This is a genomic window from Rugamonas sp. GW822-FHT03B10 (assembly GCF_058801745.1).
The window spans coordinates 1-24616 of sequence record NZ_JBXANP010000025.1 but is presented as its reverse complement, the minus strand read 5'-3'; the positions used below and the strand labels follow the sequence as shown (position 1 = coordinate 24616).

The window sequence follows — 24616 nt, the reverse complement described above, 5'->3', positions numbered from 1 at the left end:
CAATTCGTTGTGACTCGTTGTGACTATGTCTATCCAAAAACCGATCAAACACTATCTGCAGTTTTCCGACTTCACGCTGGCCGAATACGAGTACGTCATCGAGCGGGCGCACCTGATCAAACGGAAATTCAAGAACTACGAGATCTACCACCCGCTGATCGACCGCACGCTGGTGATGGTGTTCGAGAAGAATTCCACCCGCACCCGGCTCTCGTTCGAGGCCGGCATGCACCAGCTGGGCGGCGCCGCCATCTACCTCAACACGCGCGACTCGCAGCTGGGCCGCGGCGAGCCGGTCGAGGACGCGGGCCAGGTGATGAGCCGCATGTGCGACATCATCATGGTGCGCACCTTCGGCCAGGACATCATCGAGCGTTTCGCCGCCAACTCGCGCGTGCCGGTGATCAACGGCCTGACCAACGAGCACCACCCGTGCCAGGTGTTCGCCGACATCTTCACCTTTTACGAGCACCGCGGCCCGATCGCCGGCAAGACCGTGGCCTGGATCGGCGACGCCAACAACATGCTGTACTCGTGGCTGCAGGCGGCCGAGGTGTTCGGCTTCCACGTCAACGTGTCCACGCCCAAGGGCTACGACATGGACATGTCGCTGGTGTCGACCGACCGCTACACCTTCTTCGCCAACCCGTCCGACGCCTGCGAGGGCGCGCACCTGGTCAACACCGACGTGTGGACCAGCATGGGTTACGAGGCCGAGAACGCGGCCCGCATCGCCGCCTTCGACGGCTGGATCGTGGACGCGGCCAAGATGGCGCGCGCCGCGCCCGACGCGCTGTTCATGCACTGCCTGCCGGCCCACCGTGGCGAGGAGGTGGCGGCCGACGTGATCGACGGCCCGCAGTCGGTGGTGTGGGACGAGGCCGAGAACCGCCTGCACATCCAGAAGGCGTTGATCGAATACCTGCTGCTGGGCCGCCTGGACAGCAAAGAATAACCGTAGAACCGTAGATTGGAATCGAAAATGAGCGACATCAAAAAAGTAGTGCTGGCCTATTCGGGCGGCCTCGACACCTCCGTCATCCTCAAGTGGCTGCAGGATAACTACCAGTGTGAAATCGTCACCTTCACGGCCGACCTGGGCCAGGGCGAGGAGCTGGAACCGGCCCGCGCCAAGGCGCTCAAGTTCGGCATCAAGCCCGAGAACATCTACATCAACGACGTGCGCGAGGAATTCGTGCGCGACTTCGTGTTCCCCATGTTCCGCGCCAACACCGTGTACGAGGGCGAATACCTGCTGGGCACCTCGATCGCGCGTCCGCTGATCGCCAAGCGCCTGATCGAGATCGCCAACGAGACCGGCGCCGACGCCATCTCGCACGGCGCCACCGGCAAGGGCAACGACCAGGTGCGCTTCGAGCTGGGCGCCTACGCGCTGAAACCGGGCGTGAAGATCATCGCCCCGTGGCGTGAATGGGACCTGCTGTCGCGCGAGAAGCTGCTCAAGTACGCGGAGGACGCCGGCATCGAGATCGACATGAAGCACAAGAACGGCGGCGCGCCCTACTCGATGGACGCCAACCTGCTGCACATCTCGTTCGAAGGCCGCCACCTGGAGAACCCGAGCGCCGAGGCCGAGGAATCGATGTGGCGCTGGACGGTGAGCCCGGAAGCGGCGCCCGACGCCCCGGAATACCTGGACATCGAATACGAGAAGGGCGACATCGTGGCCCTGAACGGCGTGCGCCTGTCGCCGGCCGCCGTGCTGACCGAGCTGAACCGCCTGGGCGGCAAGCACGGCATCGGCCGCCTGGACCTGGTGGAGAACCGCTACGTCGGCATGAAGTCGCGCGGCTGCTACGAGACGCCGGGCGGCACCATCATGCTCAAGGCGCACCGCGCCATCGAATCGATCACGCTGGACCGCGAAGTGGCGCACCTGAAGGACGACCTGATGCCGCGCTACGCCTCGATGATCTACAACGGCTACTGGTGGGCGCCCGAGCGCGTGGCGCTGCAGACGCTGATCGACCACACGCAATCGACCGTCAACGGCTGGGTGCGCGTCAAGCTGTACAAGGGCAACGTGATCGTCGTCTCGCGCGACTCCAAGACCGACTCCCTGTTTGATATGAACATCGCCACCTTCGACGAGGACGGCGGCGCCTACAACCAGGCCGACGCCGGCGGCTTCATCAAGCTGAACGCGCTGCGCATGCGCATCGCCGCCAACGCCCGCCTCAAGCGCGGCCAGTAAGCCGCCGCCGGGCTGCGGAGCGCCACGCGCTCCCGCCACCACGGGCCGCTATCGCAGCGGCCCGTTTTTTTTTGCGCCGCGCACGCGGGCGCACCTGCGCGGTCCTCGCGCCCCTCGCGCCGCGCCCGGCAAAATGTTACATTGCCATCATCTTCCCCCCTGCCGCGCACCGGAGCCATCGTGACCAAAGACCTGAGCATCAAAAGCAAGCTGTATCTGGGCTTTGCCGCCATCCTCGGCGTGATCCTGATTCTGCTGATCATGGCCTACGCCAATTTCCAGCGCCTGTCCGAGGCCAACGGGTGGGACCGCCACACGCTGGAGGTGCTGCACGAGAGCGACAAGGTCGACATCCTCGCGCTGGAAATCCAGGTCAACGAACGGGGCTACCTGCTGACCGGCGAACAGCGCTTCCGCGACAGCGCCGGCAACGAGGCGCAACTGCGCCAGCACCTCGACAAGCTGCGCACGCTGACGGCCGACAATCCGGTCCAGCAGGAGCGCATCGCCAAGCTGACCACGCTGTTCGATGGCTGGCTGACGGAGGTGGTGCGGCCGGTCGTGGCGCGCCGCGCGGAGGCCGACAAGAGCGGCGTCACGCTGGACCAGAAGCAGGTGGCGCCCCTGATCGCGGCCGGCCTGAGCCACGTGACGGCCATCGAAGGCCTGCTGGCCGAACTCAGCGGCGACGAGGAAAAGCTGCTGGCCGTGCGCGCGCAGCAGTCGGCGCGGCTGCAGCAGAACATGCAGCTGACGCTGACGGCCGGCGGCGTGCTGTGCGTGGCCGCCGCCTTCATGGTGGCGTGGCTGCTGGCGCGCGCCGTGCTCGATCCGCTGGCGCGCCTGATCCAGGCCGTGGGCGCCATCGCGGCCGGCCGGGCCGGCGTGCGCGCCGACGTCCGCGGCAACGACGAGTACAGCGAGGTGGGCCGCGAATTCAACCGCATGGCGCAAGCCGTGGAGGACAACTTGGCGCGCGAGCTGGCCACCACCAACGCCATGCGCGCCAAGGTCGACGCGCTGCTGGCCGTGGTCTCCAAGGCCGCCGCCGGCGACCTGACGGGCCAGGTCGGCGTCACGGGCGACGACGCCGTGGGCCAGCTCGGGCACGGCATCGCCACCATGCTGGCCAGCCTGCGCGACCTGATCAACAACGTGCAGAAGGCCGGCATCCAGGTCGCCAGCTCGGCCACGGAGATCGCCGCCTCGGCCCGCCAGCAGGAGGCCACGGGCGTGGAGCAGGCCCAGACCAGCGTCGAGATCCTGTCGACCACCAAGGAGATCTCGGCCAACACCAGCGCCCTGCTCAAGACCATGGAGCAGGCCACCGCCGTGGCCGACTACACCACCAGCGCCACGGCCGACGCCCAGGCCAACCTGCAGCGCATGGACGGCACCATGCAGCACATGGTGGCCGCCACCGACTCCATCAACGCCAAGCTGGCCGCGCTGTCGGAGAAGGCCAGCAACATCAACAGCGTGCTGGTGACCATCACCAAGGTGGCCGACCAGACCAACATCCTGTCGCTGAACGCGGCCATCGAGGCCGAGAAGGCCGGCGAGGCGGGGCGCGGCTTCTCGGTGGTGGCGACCGAGATCCGGCGCCTGGCCGACCAGACCTCGGTCTCCACCTGGGACATCGAGCAGATGCTCAAGGAGATGCAGTCGGCCGTCTCGGCCAGCGTGATGGGGATGGACAAATTCTCCGAGGAGATCCGGCGCAGCGTGGGCGAGGTGCGGCAGGTGACGGACCAGCTGTCGGGCGTGATGGACCAGGTGCAGAAGCTGGCGCCCCAGTTCGACGCCGTGTTGCAGGGCATGCAGTCGCAGGCCGTGGGCGCCGAGCAGATCTCCGGCACCATGGTCCAGCTCAACGACGCCACCCAGCAGACGGTGGAATCGCTGAAGGCGACCAGCGAGGCCGTGCGCCAGCTGCAGTACGCGGCCGGCGACCTGCAATCGAGCGTCGCCAGCTTCGCCCTCGCCGCCTGACGCGGCGCCCTTCCCCCTCCTGGAGCAATTCATGCCGAGCATGCTGAACGACCTGAGCATCCGCAAAAAACTGTATATCAGCCTGGGCGCCATCGTCGCCATCGTGCTGGCCCTGCTGGCCACGGCCTACGTCAACTTCATCGGCCTGTCCGAGGCGAGCCGGCTGGACCGCCATTCGATGGAGGTGCTGCAGGCACTGGACCGGCTGCAAACGGACCTGCTGCAGGTGCAGGTGGAGGCGCGCGGCTACTACCTGACCGGCGCCGAGGAGCGCCTGGTGCGCGCCAACGCGGAGCGGGCCGACCTGCCCGCCTCGGTGCAGCGGCTGCGCGCGCTGACGGCGGACAACCCCGGCCAGCAAGCCCACATGAACCAGTTCGACGCGTCGCTGCAAGCGTGGTTCAGGGACGTGCTGGAACCGCAACTGGAGCGCCGCCGCGCGCTGGGCGACCGGCCCGACGCCGCGCTCGCCATCGCCCGCATGCCGGAACTGGCGCACGGCAGTCCCCTCACCGTCAACCTGAACCTGTTGCTCGACAAGGCCCGCGCCGAGGAAAAGCGCCTGCTGGCCGAACGCTCGCAGGACGCGGCCCGCCAACAGCACGCGATGGCGCTGGTGCTGACGCTGGGCGGTCTGGCCAGCCTGGCGCTGTCCGCGCTGGTGGCGTGGCTGCTGGCGCGCGCCCTGCTCACGCCGCTGGGCCGCTTGACCACGGTGGTGGGCCGCATCGCGGCCGGCGAGGCCGGCGCCCGCGCGCCCGTGCTGGGGCGCGATGAACTGGGACAGGTGACGCAGGAATTCAACCGCATGGCGCAAGCCGTGGAGGACAACCTGGCGCGCGAGCTGGCCACCACCAACGCGCTGCGCGCCAAGGTCGACGCGCTGCTGGCCGTGGTCTCCAAGGCCGCCGCCGGCGACCTGACGGGCCAGGTCGGCGTCACGGGCGACGACGCCGTGGGCCAGCTCGGGCACGGCGTCGCCACCATGCTGGGCAACCTGCGCGCCCTGATCAACAACGTGCAGAAGGCCGGCATCCAGGTCGCCAGCTCGGCCACGGAGATCGCGGCATCGGCCCGCCAGCAGGAGGCCACGGGCATGGAGCAGGCCCAGACCAGCGTCGAGATCCTGTCGACCACCAAGGAGATCTCGGCCAACACCAGCGCCCTGCTCAAGACCATGGAGCAGGCCACCGCCGTGGCCGACTACACCACCAGCGCCACGGCCGACGCCCAGGCCAACCTGCAGCGCATGGACGGCACCATGCAGCACATGGTGGCCGCCACCGACTCCATCAACGCCAAGCTGGCCGCGCTGTCGGAGAAGGCCAGCAACATCAACAGCGTGCTGGTGACCATCACCAAGGTGGCCGACCAGACCAACATCCTGTCGCTGAACGCGGCCATCGAGGCCGAGAAGGCCGGCGAGGCGGGGCGCGGCTTTTCGGTGGTGGCGACCGAGATCCGGCGCCTGGCCGACCAGACCTCGGTCTCCACCTGGGACATCGAGCAGATGCTCAAGGAGATGCAGTCGGCCGTCTCGGCCAGCGTGATGGGGATGGACAAATTCTCCGAGGAGATCCGGCGCAGCGTGGGCGAGGTGCGGCAGGTGACGGACCAGCTGTCGGGCGTGATGGACCAGGTGCGGAAGCTGGCGCCCCAGTTCGACGCCGTGTTGCAGGGCATGCAGTCGCAAGCCGTGGGCGCCGAGCAGATCTCCGGCACCATGGCCCAGCTCAACGACGCCACCCAGCAGAGCGTGGAATCGCTGAAGGCGACCAGCGAGGCCGTGCGCCAGTTGCAGTACGCGGCCGGCGACCTGCAAGCCGGCGTGGGCAACTTCACGCTGGCCGCCTGAGGCGGGAACGGACAGCCATGAAACAGCTGCTCTTTCACATCGGCGCCGACCGCTACGCGCTGCGCCTGCGCGACGTGGTGCGGGTGCTGCCGCTGCTGGAACTGAAACGGCTGCCGCTGGCGCCGGACGCGGTGGCCGGCCTGATGGATTTCCACGGCCAGTCGGTGCCCGTGATCGACCTGAGCCTGCTGGCCGGCGCGGCGCCGGGCCGCCAGCATTTCGACACCCGCATCCTGCTGGTCCACCACCACGGACCGGACGGCGCCACCCACCTGCTGGGATTGCAGGCCGAGCGCGTGCTGGGCATCGCCGAGGTGGACGCGGCCGCGCTGGCCGACAGCGGCGTGCGCGCCGCGCCCTTCCTCGGCCAGGTGGCCAGCGACGCGGCCGGCATCGTGCAGCTGGTCGAGCCGGACCAGCTGCTGTCGCCCGAACTGCGCGCCATCCTGTTCCAGCCGGAGGCCGCCGCGCCATGAACGTGCACGCCATCCTGCGCCAGGCCACGGGCCTGAACCTGACCAAGAGCGTGGCCGAGCGGGCCATGGCCAGCCGCATGGAACGGCTGGGCGTGACCGGACGCGACGCCTACCTGGCCACGCTGTCGCCGGACGAGCTGGCGCAGCTGGTGGAACTGGTGGTGGTGCCCGAATCGTGGCTGTTCCGCGACCCGGTGGCGTTCCAGGCCGCCGTCGTCCATGTGAAAGCGATCCTGGCGGGCGCCGACGCGGCCCGCACGGCGCGCATCCTGTCGGTGCCGTGCGCGGGCGGCGAGGAACCGTATTCGATGGCCATGGCGCTCAGCGACGCCGGCGTGGACGCCGACCGCTACACCATCGACGCGTATGACATCAGCCCCGTGTGCGTGGCGCGCGCGCAGGCCGGCGTCTACGGCCGCAACGCCTTCCGCAGCGACGACCTGCGTTTCCGCGAGCGCCACTTCATCCGCACGGGCGAGGAGGAGTACACCATCAACGCGGCCTTGCGCGGCAGGGTGCGCTTTCGCCAGGCCAGCCTGTTCGCGCTCGACGCGGGCCGCCTGCCGAAATACGACATCATCTTCTGCCGCAACCTGCTGATCTATTTCGACAAGCCGACCACCAGGGATGCCGCCGTCCGCCTGAACGCCCTGCTGGCCGACGACGGCCTGCTGTTCGCCGGCTACGCCGAAGTGCCGGCGTTCTGCCAGCACGGCTTCGCGCCGCTGCAGTTCCCGCGCGCGTTCGGCCTGAAGAAGGAAGGCACCGCATCGGTTCCGGCGGGTCCGGTCGCGGCGTCCGAGGTGACGTCGCCCACGCGCACGCGCACGCGCATGCCCACGCCCACGCCCACGCATGTGCCTGCGCCTGCGCCTGCGCGCGCGGCAGCAGCAGCGCCAGCGCGGCGTGGAGTCGCTGAACGCACGCCTGCAGGCGCCACGCAATCTGGCCCGGGCCTGCCCAACACACCGGCACCGGCACCGGCACCTGCAACTGCGGCAGCGCCACCGCCGCCGTCCGCAGCCGACGCCACGGCCGCCTTGCTGGAACAAGCCCGCACGCTGGCCGACCAGGGCCGCTTCGCGGAAGCGGAAAGCGCGTGCCAGGCCTGCCTGGCGCAAGCGCCCGACGCGGCCGACGCCTGGTTCATCCTCGGCCTGCTGGGCGAACAGGCCGGCCAGCTGTCCAAGGCCGAGCAGCACTGGCGGCGCTGCATCTACCTGCGCCCCGACCACTACGAAGCGCTGTGCCATCTGGCCCTGCTGGCCGAGCACATTGGCGACCCGGCCGCCCCCGCGCTGAAGGCCCGCGCGGCGCGCGTCTACCAGCGCCAGCAAGCGTCTTGACGGAGACACGATGACCCCGAACAGCCCCATCCTCGTCAACTGCTGGAACCGCATCGGCGTTTCCGGCGACCAGAGCTGCGACAAACTGGCGCGCCACGTCCACTGCCGCAACTGCGAAGTCTATGCCGACGCGGCCCAGGCCAACATGCAGCGCGCCGTGGGCGACGACTACAAGCGCGAATGGGCCGAGCACTTCCGCCGCATCGACGACGACAGCGCCCTGCTCGACGCCTCGTGCCTGGTGTTCCGCATCGGCCGCGAATGGCTATCGCTGCCCACCGCCATGCTGGATTCGGTGGCGCCGCAAGCCGCCCCGCACCGCCTGCCGCACCGCCACGCACCCGAACTGCGCGGCATCGTCAACGTCGGGGGCACGCTCCACCCGTGCATGTCGCTGGGCGCCCTGCTGGGCATCGACGAATCGGAAACCGTGGCCGCCGCCGGCCGCCACATCTTCCCGCGGCTGCTGGTGGTGCGCTGGGACGAGCAATCGTTCGCGCTGCCGGTGGCCGACCTGCACGGCATCGTGCGCTACGCATCGGCCACGGTGCAGCCGCCGGCCGCCACCATCAACAAGGGCTTGCAGCGCTACCTGTCCGGTGTGCTGTCCCACGCCGACCTGCACATCGGCTGCCTGGACGCGCCCCTGATCGGCCACCAACTCGCAAGGACGCTACGATGAGCCACGACCAGCAAGGCGATTTGAGCCAGTTCTCCATGCGCGACCTGTTCCGCATGGAGGCCGACACCCAGACCCAGATCCTGACGGACGGTCTGCTGGCGGTGGAACGCCTGAAGGGCGACGCCGGCGCGCTGGAGGCCATGATGCGCGCCGCCCATTCGATCAAGGGCGCGGCCGCCATCGTCGGGCTGGACCTGGTGGTGCAGCTGGCGCATGGCATGGAGGACAGCTTCGTCGCCGCCCAGCAGGGCCGGATGCAGTTGACGCCGAACCGGGTCGACGCCCTGCTGGCCGGGGTGGACCTGATCCTGCAAATCGCGCGGCTCGACGATGCCAACGCCGACACCTGGCTGGCCGCCAACGGCGCCCCGATCAGGACCACGCTGGATCTGATCGCCAACATCGCCTTCCTGCCCGAGCCGGCTGGCACGCCGCCGGCAGTCGCCGCGCCCATGGCCGCGCCAGCGCCCTTGGCCACGCCAGCGCCCCCGGTCACGCAAGCGCCGACGCCGATGCCAGCGCCAGCGCCGGCCAGGCCGGACGCCATCGCCATCGCCACCTCCACCGCGCACGCAGAAATTGTGGCGGCGGTCGCATCCACAGCCAGCGCCGCGCCTCCGCTGCCGCAGGACGATGGCACCGCCCTCCCCGCCACGCGCCTGCCCGCCACGCTCAAGGCGGCCCAGAATTTCGACCGCCTGCTGTCGCTGGCCAGCGAGGCGCGCATCAACGCGCACCAGCTGCATCCATTCATCCAGGACCTGCAACGCTTCAAGCGCAACCAGAGCAGCCTGTTCTCGCTGGTGGAGCAACTGCATGAAGCCATCGCCAACAGCAGCGACGCCGGCCTGAAGGAAAAGTCGCTGCTGGCGCTGCAAAAGACCCACCCGCTCAAGCAGTTCCTGCTCGAGCACATCGCCGACATCGAGGCCTACGAGCGGCGCATGCTGGCCGTGTCGCAGAACATGGTGGACGAAGTGCTCACGCTGCGCATGCGCCCGTTCCGCGACGGGGTGCAGGCCTTCCCGCGCATGGTGCGCGACCTGGCGCGCGGCATGGGCAAGGAGGTGCACCTGGAGATCGTCGGCGAGGACACGCTGGTGGACCGCGACATCCTGGCCCGCATCGAAAGCCCGCTCAACCACATCCTGCGCAACGCCGTCGACCACGGCATGCAGACGCCGGCCGAGCGCATCGCCGCCGGCAAGCCCGGCACCGGCACCATCGTGCTGGAGGCGCGCCACCGCGCCGGCATGCTCAGCATCGAAATCCACGACGACGGGCGCGGCGTGGACCTGGAAAAGATCCGCACCACCGTCATCGCCCGCAAGATGGCCGCGCCGCAGATGGCGGCCGCCCTGTCGCCGTCAGAACTGCTGGAATTCCTGTTCCTGCCCGCCTTCAGCCTCAAGGAAAGCGCCAACGAAATCTCGGGCCGCGGCGTGGGGCTGGACATCGTGCACGAGACCATCCGCGAGCAGAACGGCACCGTCAGGCTGGAATCGGAACTGGGCCAGGGCTTCCGCACCTCGATCACGCTGCCGCTCACGCAGTCTATCGTGCGCGCGCTGGTGGCCGACATCAAGGGCGAGGCCTACGCCATCCCCATCGTCAAGGTCGAGCGCGTGCTCAAGGTGCCGCCGGCGGCCATCCACACGCTCGAGAACAAGCAGTTCTTCGACTTCGGCGGCGAGCACCTGGGCCTGGTGTCGGCGGCGCAGGTGCTGGAACTGGGCGAGATGGAGACCGGCGGCGGCGACCTGGCGGTGGTGGTGGTCGGCAGCGGCGCGCGCCGCTACGCGCTGGTGGTGGACGCCATCCGTGGCGAACAAAGCCTGGCCGTGCAGGCCATCGATCCCATCTTCGGCAAGATGCGCGACATCTCGGCCGCCGCCCTGCTCGACGACGGCGAGCCGGTGCTGATCCTGGACGTGCCGGATCTGCTGCTGTCGATCGACAAACTGCTGCACGAGGGCGGCCTGCACCAGCTGGCGCGGGCCGACCACGCGGGCCGGCGCCGCATGAAGCGCATCCTGGTGGTGGACGATTCGCTCACCGTGCGCGAGATGGAACGCAAGCTGTTGCTGGGGCGCGGCTTCCTGGTCGACGTGGCCATCGACGGCATCGACGGCTGGAACGTGGTGCGCAGCGGCGAATACGATCTGGTCATCACCGACGTCGACATGCCGCGCATGGACGGCATCGAGCTGGTCACGCTGATCAAGAAGGACGTCCACCTGCACAGGCTGCCCGTGATGATCGTGTCCTACAAGGACCGGCCGGAGGACCGCGCGCGCGGCCTGTCTGCCGGCGCCGACTACTACCTGACCAAGGGCAGCTTCCACGACGAGACGCTGCTGGACGCCGTCGCGGACCTGATCGGCGAGGCGCCGCTATGAAGATCGCCATCGCCAACGACGTGCCGATGGCGGCCGAGGCGCTGCGCCGCGTGGTGGCCAGCACGGCCGAGCACCAGGTGCTGTGGATCGCCCGCACCGGGCTGGAGGCGGTGCAGCTGTGCGCGGCCAGCCGCCCCGACCTGATCCTGATGGACTTGAACATGCCGGAACTGGACGGCGTGGAGGCGACGCGCCAGATCATGGAACAGTCGCCGTGCGCCATCCTGGTGGTGACCAGCCAGCCGCAGGACAACGTGAACCAGGTGTTCCGCGCGCTGGGCGCGGGTGCGCTCGACGTGACGGCCACCCCGGTGCTGCAGGGCGGCGCGGGCGGCGACGCCCAGCTGCTGGCCAAGATCCACACCATGGACAAACTGATACGCCACAGCGGCGGCAGCCAGGCCATGCAACCGAAGATCGTCAACGGCCAGCCGGCCGCGCCGGCGGCCATCACCACGCTGGTGGCCATCGGCGCCTCCACCGGCGGCCCGGCGGCGGTGGCCGCGATGCTGGCCGGCTGGCGGGCGCCGTCCAACTGCGCCATCGTGGTGGTGCAGCACATCGACCAGAATTTCGCCGACAATTTCGCCAAATGGCTGGGCGAGCAGCTGGCCATGCCGGTGCGCGTGATCGCCGATGGCGACGATCTGCAGCCGGGCACCGTGCACATCGCCAAGAGCAACGACCACTTAACGCTGGATCAAAACGGACGCTTGGGGTACGATGCAGCTCCGCGCGACTATGCCTACCGCCCCTCGGTGGATGTGTTCTTCCACTGCGTGGCCCGGCACTGGCGCGGCGCGGCCATCGGCGTGCTGCTGACGGGCATGGGGCGCGATGGCGCCGAGGGCTTGCTGGCCATGCGCCGCGCCGGCCACGCCACCGTGGCCCAGGACCAGGCCAGCAGCGCCGTGTACGGCATGCCGCGCGCGGCGGCCGAACTGGAAGCGGCCCAGCTGGTGCTGCCGCTGGACCGCATCGGCGCCCTGCTGCGCAGCACCACCGGCGCCCGGCCGTAACCCATGGATCCGCAACCAGAACCGCCACGAGATAGACAATGTCCGATGTGATCCCACCCGCCGCAGAACAGGAACCGGCCCTCACCGCCTACAAGGTGCGGGTGCTGCTGGTGGACGACCAGCTGATCATCGCGGAAGCCGTGCGGCGCATGCTGGGCGACCAGCCCGACGTCGAACTCCACCACGAGGTCAGCGCCGCGCGCGCGCTGGAGGTGGCGCGCCAGCTGCAGCCGACCGTGATCCTGCAGGACCTGGTGATGCCCGACACGGACGGCTTCACGCTGATCCGCCAGTACCGCGAGGACGAGACGCTGCGCCATGTGCCCGTGATCGTGCTGTCGGCCAAGGAGGATCCCAAGCTCAAGGCCCACAGCTTCGCCACCGGCGCCAACGACTACATGGTCAAGCTGCCGGACCGGCTGGAATTGCTGGCGCGCGTGCGCTACCACGCCAGCGGCTACATCAACCGTTTGCAGCGCGACCAGGCGTTCCGCTTCCTGCGCGAGAGCCAGCGCCAGCTGGCGGCGGCCAACGTCGAGCTGCAGAAGCTGGCCGCGCTGGACGGCTTGACCGGCATCGCCAACCGGCGCCGCTTCGACGAGGCCCTGCAGCTGGAATGGCTGCGCAGCCAGCGCGACCGCCAACCGGTGGCGCTGATGATGTGCGACGTGGACCACTTCAAGATTTACAACGACAGCCACGGCCACCCCGCCGGCGATCTGTGCCTGAAGAAGGTGGCCGCTGTCCTGACCGAACATTTGAAGCGCCCGGCCGACCTGGTCGCGCGCTACGGCGGCGAAGAATTCGCCATTATCCTGCCCGAAACGGATTTGACCGGCGCACTGACCGTCGCCGAATCATGCCGCCGCCATCTGGAACAGCTGGCCATCCCCAGCCCGCAAGCGCCGAACTATGGCTGCGTCACCCTGTCGGCCGGCGTGGCCTGCCTGGTGCCGTCGTCGCTGAGCAGCGCCGAGGGCTTGCTGGAACTGGCCGACCAGGCCCTGTACGCCGCCAAGCGGTCCGGCCGCAACCGCGTCGTGAGCGCGGCCGACCTGCAAGGCGTCTCCCCCAACGTTTAAGGAATACCGCAATGAGTGCACAATTCGACCAGGTCAGCGTCATCAAGAAATCGAACATCTACTTCGACGGCAAGTGCGTGTCGCACACGGTGCTGTTCGCCGACGGCAGCAAGAAGACCATCGGGGTGATCTTCCCGTCCAGCCTGACCTTCAACACGGGCGCGCCCGAGACCATGGAAATCCTCGGCGGCGTGTGCAAGGTGCGCCAGGCCGGCGCCACCGAATGGAACACCTATGGCGCGGGCCAGCAGTTCCAGGTGGGCGCCAACACCCACTTCGACATCGAGACGGTGGAAACGCTGGACTACGTCTGCCACTTCGGTTGATACCGTGCGGCTGATCCGGCGGCCGACACGACGCCGCCGGGATTGCCCGGCCTGCGCCGGGCCACGCCGTCACACGAACACCGGCTCCGGCTCCAGCAGCACGCCGTAGCGCGCCTGCACGTCGGCCTGGATGGCCTGCGCCAGCCGCACCACGTCGGCGCCGGTGGCGCCGCCATGGTTGACCAGCACCAGCGCCTGCTTGGCGTACACGCCGGCCGGCCCCAGGCTGCGCCCCTTCCAGCCGCATTGGTCGATCAGCCAGCCGGCGGCCAGCTTCTCGCTGCCGTCGGGCTGGCGGTGGTGCACCAGCGCGGGGAAACGGGCCAGCAGGTCCGCGCAGCGCGCCGCGTCGACCACCGGGTTCTTGAAGAAACTGCCGGCATTGCCGATCTCGGCCGGGTCCGGCAATTTGCGGCGCCGGATCGCGATCACGGTGTCGGCCACCTGGCGCGCCGTGGGCGCGGCCAGGCCTTGCTCCGCCACGGCCTGGGCCAGCTCCGCATAGCGCAGATTCGGCTGCCACGCGCGCGGCAGCGCGAACGTCACATCCACGATGATCAGATCGCACCCCTCGGCGTGCTTGAACACGCTGTCGCGGTAGCCGAAGCGGCAGGCGGCGGCGTCCATCACGCGGGTCTGGCCGGTGGCCGGGTCGAACACGGTCAGACTGTGGAACAGGTCCTTGGTTTCCGCGCCGTAGGCGCCGATGTTCTGGATCGGCGCCGCGCCCACCGTGCCGGGGATCAGCGACAGGTTCTCCAGCCCGCCCCAGCCCTGCGCCAGCGTCCACTGCACGAAGTCATGCCAGTTCTCGCCGGCCGCCGCCTTCACGTAATGGTGGCCGGCGTCGCTGTCCACCAGTTGCCGTCCGGCCAGCGCGATGTGCAGCACCAGGCCGGCCACGTCGCCCGTCAACAACACGTTGCTGCCGCCACCCAGCACCAGCCGCGGCAGCGCGGCCACGGCCGGATCGGCCAGCGCGGCGCGCAGCTGGTCGAGCGCCTCCACGCGCAGGTAAGCCTGGGCACGGGCGGCGATGCGGAAAGTGTTGAGGGACTGCAGGGGAAACTGGTGCTCGAGGGCGGGATATGGATACATGAAGAAAACCGGACAATTTGGACGATTATAGAGCGAAACGGACAAAAAACCAGCGCCTGTATGGGGGCGCATCCCGCTTTGTCCGTTAAAATGTCAGTCTTTGAGGCCGTGCGCGGCCCGCCACACCATTGAGGAATGAACCATGCCGTCGTTTGATGTAGTCTCCGAAGCCGATATGATCGAAGTGAAGAACGCTGTCGATCAATCCAACAAGGAAATCTCCACCCGTTTCGACTTCAAGGGCAGCGATGCGCGCGTCGAACAGAAGGAAAATGAGCTGACCGCGTTCGCCGATTCCGAGTTCCAGCTGAGCCAGGTGCGCGACGTGCTGACCAACAAGCTGGCCAAGCGCAAGGTCGACGTGCGCTTCCTCGAGGATGGCGACGTCAAGAAGATCGGCGGCGACAAGGTCAAACAAGTGATCAAGATCAAGAACGGGATTGAATCTGATGCCGCCAAGAAAATCGTGCGTGTCATCAAGGACAGCAAGATGAAGGTGCAGGCTAGTATACAGGGTGATGCGGTGCGTGTGACGGGCGCCAAGCGCGACGACCTGCAAGCGGCCATGGCCCTGCTGCGCAAGGATGTGCCCGACATGCCGCTCGAGTTCAACAACTTCCGCGACTGATCCCTGCCCTCCGGCGCCCGCGCGCGCCGTCACAAAGCTGTAGTACGCATGGAGTAGAATGGATGGAGCTCCATGCCGGTACTGCCGCGCGACCGCAACAGCCCTGGGCGCTCAGCCCAGCGACCAACCTCGGTAGTCTAAGGATAGCAATGAAACGTGTTGATGATTTCCGCCTGCGATTTGGCAAAAACGAGTACGTGCCCATCATGGTCGGCGGAATGGGTGTCGATATTTCGACTTCGGAACTGGCGCTGGAGGCGGCCCGCCTCGGTGGCATCGGCCACATCTCGGACGCGATGGTGGAGGACGTGTCCGACCGCCGCTTCGATACCAGCTTCGTCAAGGAAAAGACCAAGCTCTACAAGTTCAACATTAACAACATGGACAAGGCCGTGGTCCAGTTCGACCTGGGCCGCCTGGCCGAGGCCCAGCGCCTGCACGTGGGCAGGACCATGGAAGCGAAGAAAGGCCCCGGCCTGATCTTCGTGAACTGCATGGAAAAGCTGACCATGAACGGCCCCAAGGAAACCCTGCGCGTGCGCCTGAACGCGGCGCTGGACGCGGGCGTGGACGGCATCACGCTGTCGGCCGGCCTGCACTTCGGCTCGTTCGCGCTGATGGCCGACCACCCGCGCTTCCGCGACGCCAAGCTGGGCATCATCGTTTCGTCCGTGCGCGCGCTGCAGATCTTCCTGCGCAAGAACGCCAAGCTCGACCGCCTGCCCGACTACGTGATCGTCGAGGGCCCGCTGGCCGGCGGCCACCTGGGCTTCGGCATGGACTGGGCCGAGTACGACCTGCACACCATCGTGGCCGAGGTGCTGGCCTACCTGAAGGCCGAGAACCTGGACATCCCGCTGATCGCGGCCGGCGGCATCTTCACCGGCTCGGACGCCGTCAGCTTCCTCGAGGCGGGCTGCGCCGGCGTGCAGGTGGCGACCCGCTTCACCATCGCCAAGGAATGCGGCCTGCCGGACAAGGTCAAGCAGGAATACATCAAGGCCACCGAGGACGACATCATCGTCAACGGCATCTCGCCCACCGGCTACCCGATGCGCATGCTCAAGAACACGCCGGCCATCGGCTCGGGCATCCGTCCCGGCTGCGAATCGTACGGCTACCTGCTCGACGCGACCGGCAACTGCGCCTACATCAACGCCTACAACCGCGAAGTGGCGGCCCATCCGGACGAGAAGAACATCGTGGTGATGGACAAGACCTGCCTGTGCACCCACATGCGCAACTTCAACTGCTGGACCTGCGGCCATTACACCTACCGCCTGAAGGACACCACGCACAAGATGCCGAACGGCGAGTACCAGCTGCTGAGCGCGGAACACGTGTTCAAGGACTACCAGTTCAGCGTCAACAATGAAGTTGCCTTGCCTGAGAAAGAATTCTAATCAGTCTTGACAATTTCCAAGCGGAAATGAAAACGGCGCAGTCCACGCGGACTGCGCCGTTTTTGCTTTGCGCCGCGCCGCGCTCAGCCGTCCTTGTTGATGCGGGCGATCAGCGCGCCCAGCACCTCGTCGGCGCGCTCGTTGTCGACCTGGCAGGTGCCGGCGTTCTCATGCCCGCCACCGCCGTATTCGAGCATCAGCGCGCCGATGTTGGTGCGCGAGCTGCGGTTCAGGATCGACTTGCCGGTGGCGAACACCGTGTTCTGGTTCTTCAGGCCCCACAGCACGTGGATCGAGATATTGGTCTGCGGGAACATCGCGTAGATGATGAAGCGGTTGCCGGCGTAGATCACATCCTCGTTGCGCAAGTCCAGCACCACCAGGTTGCCGTGCACGGTGGCGCAGCGGCGGATCTGCTCCTTGCATTGCTCGCTGTGTTCGAAGTACAGGTCCTTGCGCTCCTTCACATCGGGCAGCGCCATGATCTGGTCTATCGTGTGGTTCTTGCAGTAGTCGATCAAGTCCATCATCAGGTTGTAGTTCGAGATGCGGAACTCGCGGAAGCGGCCCAGGCCGGTGCGCGCATCCATCAGGAAGTTGAGCAAATCCCAGCCTTCGGGGTTGAGTACTTCCTGCTCGTTGAAGCGGGCGGCGTCGCCCTTGTCCACGGCCGCCATCATGTCGGCCCAGCCGGCCGGGAAGGCCTTGGTGCCGCCGTAATAGTCATACACCACGCGCGCGGCCGACGGCGCCTCGGGATGGATGATGTGGTTGGGGCGCTCGCCCGTGTTGCGGATCGTCTCGGACAGGTGGTGATCGAACGCCAGGTGCACGCCGGCCACGAACGGCAGGTTGGTGGTGATGTCGTTGGCGCTGATGGCAATCTTCCCGTCCTGCATGTCCTTCGGATGCACGAACAGGATGTCGTCGATCATATCCAGGTGTTTCAACAACACGGCGCACACCAGCCCGTCGAAGTCGCTACGGGTTACCAGACGATATTTTTTTACTTCAGCTGACATGGAAAGACCCTTTGTAGAAAGTACGTACTCGCCACACCTTGCACGGTGCCCTGCTGCATCATACAACCGCCCGGGCCGGCATGCGCGGCAATTGTGACTGGACGTTGCATTGCGTCACATCAGCGCCTCGGGCCGACTGACTAGCACCCAGTGAAGTAACAAAACTACGTTAAATAGAGTGCGCACTCGTTGACATCCACTACACATCGGCGTAGATTCCCTCCACACCAGCACACTTTCAGGCATTTTCGAAATCAACTGGTAGTAAAAGTACATAAAAAGAATGCATGACCCCGCACAGGGGCAAGCACAACGGAGATCAGCACCCACCGAAAAAAGTTATCGCCCCGCGCGAGGCCGCGTCACGTCTGTCACATCGTCCGCCGCCCTCGCCGCCCCCATCCCGCGTTCCCGACTATAAACACACGATAAAGACGACCGGAGACATTCATGCAACTTAGCCGCCTCGCCCTCGCCGCCCTGTTCACCTGTTCGCTGGCCGGTGCCCCCGCCACTGCCGCCATCAATGCCAGCCAACTGGGCGCCAGCTATGACGCCACCCACAGCAACATCAACTTCAGGATTTATTCGAGCCGCGCCACCCGCATCGAGCTGTACCTGTACGGCAGCGCCAGCGGCAGCCAGGAACTGGCCCGCATCGTCATGACCCAGGGCGCAGGCGGCGTGTGGAGCAGCACCGTCTCGTCCAGCGCGCTGAGCGGCTACGGCCTCGCGGGCACCGTCTACTACGGCTACCGCGCCTGGGGCCCGAACTGGCCCTACGACGCCGCCTGGACCAAGGGCAGCGCCACCGGCTTCATCAGCGACGTGGACGCGGCCGGCAACCGTTTCAACCCCAACAAGCTGCTGGCCGACCCGTACGCGCTCGAACTGAGCCACGATCCGCTCAACCCGGCCATGACGGACGGCACCGTGTACGCCAGCGGCGCCCTGTACCGCAACCTCGACACGGGCGCCGTCGCGCCCAAGGGCATCGTGCTGGCCGGCGACACGCAGTCGATCGGCGTCAAGCCGACCCGCGCGTTCAAGGACGACGTCGTGTACGAGGTGCACGCGCGCGGCCTGACCATGAACGACGCCAGCATCCCGGCCGCCGACCGCGGCACCTACAAGGGCGCCGGCGAGAAGGCGGCCTACCTGGCCAGCCTGGGCGTGACGGCGGTCGAGTTCCTGCCGGTGCAGGAAACCCAGAACGACACCAACGACGTCAACGGCGCCAACGACACGGGCGACAATTACTGGGGCTACATGACGCTCAACTATTTCGCGCCCGACCGCCGCTACGCGGCCGACAAGACGCCGGGCGGCCCCACGCGCGAATTCAAGGCCATGGTCAAGGCCTTCCACGACCAGGGCATCAAGGTGCTGATCGACGTGGTGTACAACCACACGGGCGAAGGCGGCGCGTGGAACGCCAATGACACCTCGACCTACAACCTGTACGGCATGCGCGGCCTGGACAACCCCACCTACTACGAGCTGACCTCGGACAACCAGTCCTCGTGGGACAACACCGGCGTGGGCGGCAACTACAACACCCACAACCCGGTGGCGCAGAACCTGATCGTCGATTCGCTGGCCTACTGGCGCGACACGCTGGGCGTGGACGGCTACCGCTTCGACCTGGCCTCCGTGCTCGGCAACACCTGCGAGAACGGCTGCTACAACTTCGACAAGATGGACCCGGCCAACGCCCTCAACCGCATCGTCAACGAATTGCCGCCGCGCCCGGCCACGGGCGGCAGCGGCGTGGAGCTGATCGCCGAACCGTGGGCCATCGGCGGCAACTCCTACCAGGTGGGCGGCTTCCCCAGCGGCTGGTCCGAGTGGAACGGCCTGTACCGCGACACCGTGCGCCAGAGCCAGAACGGACTGGGCTCGGTCACCGTCACCACCGGCACCATGGCCACCCGCTTCGCCGGCTCCAGCGACCTGTACGCGGACGACGGCCGCAAGCCGTGGAACTCGGTCAACTTCATCGTCGCGCACGACGGCTTCACGCTCAAGGACGTGTATAGCTGCAACGGCAAGAACAACAACCAGGCCTGGCCTTACGGCCCCAGCGACGGCGGCAACGACAATAACGACAGCTGGTACCAGGGCGGCATCGCGGCCGACCAGCGCAAGGCGGCCCGCAACGGCCTGGCCTTGATGATGCTGTCGGGCGGCGTGCCGATGATGACGGGCGGCGACGAGATGCTGCGCACGATCAACTGCAACAACAACCCGTACAACCTCGACTCCATCGGCAACTGGTTGAACTGGAACTGGACCACGGACCAGAGCAACTTCCAGTCCTTCACCAAGGGCATGATCGCGTTCCGCAAGGCCCACCCGGCGCTGCGGCCGACCAACTTCTATTCGAGCGTGGACAACAATGGCAACGTGATGGAACAGCTGCGCTGGTTCCAGCCCAGCGGCGCCGTGGCCGACGCCAACTACTTCGACAACGGCGGCAACCACGCCATCGCCTGGCGCATCGACGGCACCGAGTTCGGCGACAGCGCCCCGGCCATCTACGTGGCCTACAACGCCTGGAGTTCGCCGGTGAACTTCGTGCTGCCGTGGCCGGGCGCCGGCAAGATCTGGTACCGCGTCACCGACACCTGCGGCTGGGCCGAAGGCGCCAACCAGGTGCGCGCGCCCGGCACGGAGGATGTGATCGGCGGCGAAAACACGTCCTACGGCGTGTGCGGCCGCGGCACCCTGGTGCTGATCGCCAAATAGGATCGAGGTAGTTCCGCCGCCGGCCTGAGGCGTAGTCAGGCCATTCCATCGCGGCGTTCCAGACGTTCGCTTCACCCTTGGCCACCCGCCGCACGCGCCGCCCGCGCAGCGTCGTGCGGCGGCCACGCCAAACGCAGTCCCGCAACCATCGTCACCGCAGTCCTCCGCACCGGTCCGGCAAGGCCCGGCGCGGCGGCGCGCATCCGTCCGTGCGACCGATGCGCGGTGGCGTCGTTGCGCTGTCATCCCCGCAGTCCCACCGCAACCTCAACCTGCAAGGAGATACACCCATGCATTTGCGTAGAAAACCGCTGGCCGTCTGCCTGGCCACCCTGTGCGCCGCCGGCCTGCCCGGCGCGCCGCTGGCCGGCACCATCCCGGCCGCCCACGTCTACCACAACCACATGCCCAACTTCTGGCCGTTCTACGCGGTCGATGTGCAGGCCAGGTACAACGCCACCGCCGTCGGCGCGCCGATCCGCTACCTGTACGACGCGGAGGTGATCAACATGAAAAACAGCCCGCCGTCCGGCTACAGCTACTACCTGCCGGCGTCGCTGGGCGGCGGCATCATGCCGCACGACGACCTGGCCACCTACTACACCCCGGACGCCAAGACGGGCGCCTACCAGTACTGGCCGATGCAGGTGGCGAACGAGCTGCAAAACTGGTCCGGCGCCAAGGGCCAGGTGCACGTGACGATGTCGGGCGCCGTCATCAACAACGTGCAAAGCCTGGAGACGCTGCAGAACGTGGCCGGTTACGCCAACCCCAACTGGGGCCAGAGCTGGGCCAACACCTTCAGCACGCTGAAGACGGCCAACAACTTCCGCACGCTCGACACCATCCACTTCAGCGGCCACCATTCGATGGGGCCACTGGTCGGGGCCGACTACTTCCTCAAGGACCTGCTGTTCCAGAACGCCACGCTGGCGCAGTCCTATTTCCTGGGCGGGAACTTCGTCTCGTCCAAAGGCTACTTCCCCACCGAGCTGGGCTTTTCCGAACGGCTGATCCCCACGCTGGCCAAACTGGGCGTGCAGTGGTCCGTGCTGGGCAACAACCACTATTCGCGCACGCTCAAGGACTACCCCTACGCCACCTACGACGCCGCCGGCGACACCATCGTCTCGCCGCCCAACCGGGCCGACCTGCAGAACACGTCCGGCAGCGGCAGCTGGGTGGCCAACGGCATGGCACACGAGCAGCAGGTGATCGTCAACAAATTCCCGTTCGCCGCCACGCCGCACTGGGTGCGCTACGTCGATCCGGCCACGGGCGCCGTCAGCAAACTGGCCGGGGTGCCCGTCAGCCAGAACGGCTCCTGGCTCGAAGGCTGGGAAGGCTCGACCACGGTCGATGAAATCGCGCCCTACGCGGCGCTGGAGCCGCGCCAGTTCTTCGTGGTCGCCCACGACGGCGACAACTCCGGCGGCCGCGCCGGCGCGCTCAGCACCTGGCAAGCCGGCTACAACACCACCTGCACCGGCAACGGCTACTGCCTCGGCATCGACGAATACCTGCACCAGTTCCCCATCCCCGCAGCCGACGTCCAGCACGTGCAGGATGGCTCGTGGGTCGATACGCGCGATTCCTCGTCCGACCCCACCTGGTATCACTGGCATTTGCCGTTCATGATCTGGAAGGGCCAGTTCGCCGACTTCAACCGCATCAATGGCCTGAACCTGGCGCCCAAGACCAACCTGAAGGGCGTGCAGGAAGGCGCCACCGTGTCGTTCGAATATGGCTGGCACTACCTGGAGCGCAATTTCGCGCTGCTGCAGGCGTCCATGAACTACGCCAAAACAGCCGAGCAAATCTGGCTCGACGGCCATCCGAACTACTGGTCGCCCAGCACCACGCTCGATCACCAGATCACCTACAACGGCAACCAGCTCAATCCGTGGATGATGTCCTATCCCGTCAAGGGCAACCCGGCGGCCGATTACGCGGGCGGCGCCAACCCGGCCGAACTGGCGTGGTACTTCCTGCTGCCGGCCATGGATTCCGGCTTCGGCTACTACGACGAGAACAAGGACGACGACGTCAAGCCCACGCTGGCGTTCAACAACTCGCTGGCATTCTCCAAGCCCTATGTGCAGGCCAACCTGGCGCAGGACCGCACCGGCCCGTCCGTCTGGTGGCCGCAGCGCTATCCCTACAACCCGGGCTCCGTGAACGCATCGAAAGCCGAGGGCTGGACCGTGCAGCACTACAGCAAGGACTTCGCCATCTACACCTACGCCTACGATGTCTCCGGCATCGCCAGCGCCAAGGTCATGGTGCGCGTCCACACCAGCAACAACATCGACGCCAGCGACGACACCTACAAGGTCTATGATCCTGCCGCCATGACGGGCGTGGCGGGTCTGTCGATCACACCGTCGAACGTGGGCGCGTGGGAAGAATATCCGATGCAGGTGCGCGACCTGCAGCCGGACATGAACGGCGTGGCCTGGATCCCGACCACGCGCGACACGCTGTCGGTGCTGCCGGCGCAGGAGATCGGCGATCTGTACTACGCCTACCTGTCCAACTACCGCAATCAGCTGCTGGACTACTACGTCGAGATGACGGACAACGCCGGCAACGTCACCCGCTCCGAGATCCAGCAAGTCTACGTGGGCGCCGGCACCTACTCGCCATCGGCCACCGGTTCGGGCTTCGTAGAGGACAGCAACGGCGCCGTCAAGGGCGTCTATCCGTTCCTCGTGAGCGACACGACGGCACCCAGCACACCGGGTGCCATCAGCGCCACGCAAATCACGGACCGCTCGGCAAAACTGAACTGGCCCGCCGCCACCGACAACGTCGGCGTCACCGGCTACAAGGTCTATCGCAACGGCGTGATGGTGGGCAGCACGCCGTCGGCCAGCTACGGCGACAGCGGCCTGGCCGCCTCCACCGCCTACACCTACGCGGTGCAAGCCTATGACGCGGCGGGCAATTTGTCGGCCATGTCCGCCAGCGCCACCGTGACGACGCAGGCGCCGGACACCGTGGCGCCCACGGCGCCGGGACAACCGGCCGCTTCGGCCATCACCTCCACCACGCTCACGCTGACGTGGAGCGCGGCCACCGACAACTACGGCGTGGCGCAGTACCTGCTCTACCGCGACGGCGTGCAGGTCGGCGGCAGCGTCACCACCAGCTTCAACGACAGCGGGCTGTCGCCATCGACGTCTTACAGCTACACGGTCAAGGCGCGTGATGCGGCCGGCAACTTGTCGCCGCTGTCGCCGGTGCGCGCCGTCACCACGGCGGCCGGCAACGTGGCCAAGGTGTATTACAAGCTGCCTTCCGGCTGGAGCGGGGCCAACATCCACTATTCGCCCACCGGCGGCACGTGGACCACGGTGCCCGGTGTGGCCATGTCGTCGGCGTGCGCCGGCTGGACCGTCTATACGGCGAATCTGGGTAGCGCGACCGGGCTGCAGGCCGTGTTCAACAACGGTTCTGGCACCTGGGACAACAACGGCGGCAAGAACTACGCACTGGGAACGGGAACCTCGGACGTGGCGGATGGCACGGTGTCCGTTGGCGTCACGCCGTGTAACGCCGATACCACCGCGCCTGCCGTACCGGCGGGCCTGACGGCCAGCGCGATCGGCGCGAACGCTGTCACGCTGAGCTGGACCGCATCGACCGACAACGTTGGCGTGACCGGCTACTACGTCTATCGCAACGGCGTGCAAATCGCCAGCGTGGCGACGGGCACCAGCTACACCGACAGCACTGTCGCGGCGTCCACCAGCTACAGGTACACGGTGATGGCGTTCGATGCCGCCGCCAACGTCTCCGCCGCCAGCACGGCGCTGGCCGTCACGACGACGCCCGCCGACGGCGCCTGCCAGATCGCGTTCACGATCGCCAACGCGAACACGGTGATGGGCCAGAACCTGTACGTGGTGGGCAACCAGACCACGATAGGCAACTGGTCGCCGGCGAGCGGCTTTGCGCTGACGATCCAGGGCAGTGGCGCCAACGAGCCATGGAGCGGCACCGTCACCATGCCGGCCAACACGGCGGTGCAATACAAGTTCGTGAAATGGAATGGCTCGACCGCGACCTGGGAGAGCAATCAGGGCACCAGTTCGGGTAATCGCGAGTTCAGCACGCCGGCCAGCTGCAGCGGCACCATCTCTCGGAACGACGGCAACTTCAAGTTCTGATCAAGAGACCTCGTCCCGGCAATGTCGGGACGAAAAAAAACCCCGCCAACACAAAAGTCAGCGGGGTTTTTTCATAATAACTAGCTTGACGATAACCTACTTTCACACTGGTTGCAGCACTATCATCGGCGCAGAGTTGTTTCACGGTCCTGT

17 protein-coding genes are annotated in these 24616 nt (G+C 66.9%); 15 read left to right on the top strand and 2 right to left on the bottom strand.

Annotated elements, in window-relative coordinates; translation table 11 throughout:
* Window positions 1-25: 25 nt before the first annotated feature.
* The 11 genes from argF (at window position 26) to ppnP (ending at window position 13392) form a co-directional block, all read left to right on the top strand.
* Window positions 26-955: an ornithine carbamoyltransferase gene (gene argF / locus AC1RQG_RS25230; RefSeq protein ID WP_493135728.1), complete on the top strand. Its 930-nt coding sequence runs from the start codon at window positions 26-28 to the stop codon at window positions 953-955.
* Between the two features lie 27 nt (window positions 956-982).
* Window positions 983-2215, top strand: coding sequence for an argininosuccinate synthase (locus AC1RQG_RS25225; RefSeq protein ID WP_493135726.1), 1233 nt, complete (start codon window positions 983-985; stop codon window positions 2213-2215).
* Window positions 2216-2395: 180 nt separating this feature from the next.
* Window positions 2396-4207 (top strand): methyl-accepting chemotaxis protein, encoded by a 1812-nt coding sequence (locus AC1RQG_RS25220; RefSeq protein ID WP_493135724.1) that lies wholly within the window; start codon window positions 2396-2398, stop codon window positions 4205-4207.
* A gap of 40 nt (window positions 4208-4247) precedes the next feature.
* Window positions 4248-6062: a methyl-accepting chemotaxis protein gene (locus AC1RQG_RS25215; protein WP_493135787.1), complete on the top strand. Its 1815-nt coding sequence runs from the start codon at window positions 4248-4250 to the stop codon at window positions 6060-6062.
* 17 nt (window positions 6063-6079) lie between these two features.
* Window positions 6080-6538, top strand: coding sequence for a chemotaxis protein CheW (locus AC1RQG_RS25210; RefSeq protein WP_493135722.1), 459 nt, complete (start codon window positions 6080-6082; stop codon window positions 6536-6538).
* Window positions 6535-7884 (top strand): CheR family methyltransferase, encoded by a 1350-nt coding sequence (locus tag AC1RQG_RS25205; RefSeq protein WP_493135720.1) that lies wholly within the window; start codon window positions 6535-6537, stop codon window positions 7882-7884. Before AC1RQG_RS25210 ends, AC1RQG_RS25205 begins: the two co-directional genes overlap by 4 nt.
* A 10-nt stretch (window positions 7885-7894) precedes the next feature.
* Window positions 7895-8566 carry a chemotaxis protein CheW gene (locus tag AC1RQG_RS25200; protein WP_493135718.1) on the top strand — a complete coding sequence of 224 codons (672 nt, stop codon included), beginning with the start codon at window positions 7895-7897 and terminating at the stop codon, window positions 8564-8566.
* Window positions 8563-10965 (top strand): hybrid sensor histidine kinase/response regulator, encoded by a 2403-nt coding sequence (locus AC1RQG_RS25195; RefSeq protein ID WP_493135717.1) that lies wholly within the window; start codon window positions 8563-8565, stop codon window positions 10963-10965. Before AC1RQG_RS25200 ends, AC1RQG_RS25195 begins: the two co-directional genes overlap by 4 nt.
* Window positions 10962-11984 carry a chemotaxis-specific protein-glutamate methyltransferase CheB gene (cheB, locus tag AC1RQG_RS25190; protein ID WP_493135716.1) on the top strand — a complete coding sequence of 341 codons (1023 nt, stop codon included), beginning with the start codon at window positions 10962-10964 and terminating at the stop codon, window positions 11982-11984. The genes AC1RQG_RS25195 and cheB overlap by 4 nt, the downstream gene beginning before the upstream one ends.
* Window positions 11985-12022: 38 nt before the next feature.
* Complete coding sequence (locus AC1RQG_RS25185; RefSeq protein ID WP_493135715.1) at window positions 12023-13066, top strand: diguanylate cyclase domain-containing protein; 1044 nt, start codon at window positions 12023-12025, stop codon at window positions 13064-13066.
* A gap of 11 nt (window positions 13067-13077) precedes the next feature.
* Window positions 13078-13392: a pyrimidine/purine nucleoside phosphorylase gene (gene ppnP / locus AC1RQG_RS25180; protein ID WP_182220913.1), complete on the top strand. Its 315-nt coding sequence runs from the start codon at window positions 13078-13080 to the stop codon at window positions 13390-13392.
* Between the two features lie 69 nt (window positions 13393-13461).
* On the opposite strand, the gene murB is transcribed toward ppnP, so the two are convergent.
* Window positions 13462-14490, bottom strand: a complete 1029-nt coding sequence (gene murB, locus AC1RQG_RS25175) for a UDP-N-acetylmuramate dehydrogenase (protein ID WP_493135714.1) — start codon at window positions 14488-14490, stop codon at window positions 13462-13464.
* 142 nt (window positions 14491-14632) lie between these two features.
* Between murB and AC1RQG_RS25170 the strand changes: the two genes are divergently transcribed.
* Window positions 14633-15118 carry a YajQ family cyclic di-GMP-binding protein gene (locus AC1RQG_RS25170; protein ID WP_493135713.1) on the top strand — a complete coding sequence of 162 codons (486 nt, stop codon included), beginning with the start codon at window positions 14633-14635 and terminating at the stop codon, window positions 15116-15118.
* A 149-nt stretch (window positions 15119-15267) separates the two neighbouring features.
* On the top strand, window positions 15268-16521 hold the full coding sequence (locus AC1RQG_RS25165; protein ID WP_493135712.1) for a nitronate monooxygenase: 1254 nt from the start codon (window positions 15268-15270) through the stop codon (window positions 16519-16521).
* A gap of 83 nt (window positions 16522-16604) precedes the next feature.
* Here AC1RQG_RS25165 and AC1RQG_RS25160 read toward each other — a convergent pair whose 3' ends face one another.
* A complete protein-coding gene (locus AC1RQG_RS25160) occupies window positions 16605-17543 on the bottom strand; it encodes an exopolyphosphatase (protein WP_493135711.1) in 939 nt (312 codons plus the stop codon).
* A 450-nt stretch (window positions 17544-17993) separates the two neighbouring features.
* Between AC1RQG_RS25160 and AC1RQG_RS25155 the strand changes: the two genes are divergently transcribed.
* Window positions 17994-20291: a glycogen debranching protein gene (locus AC1RQG_RS25155; RefSeq protein WP_493135710.1), complete on the top strand. Its 2298-nt coding sequence runs from the start codon at window positions 17994-17996 to the stop codon at window positions 20289-20291.
* Between the two features lie 290 nt (window positions 20292-20581).
* Window positions 20582-24463: a carbohydrate binding domain-containing protein gene (locus AC1RQG_RS25150; protein WP_493135708.1), complete on the top strand. Its 3882-nt coding sequence runs from the start codon at window positions 20582-20584 to the stop codon at window positions 24461-24463.
* Window positions 24464-24616: the final 153 nt, after the last annotated feature.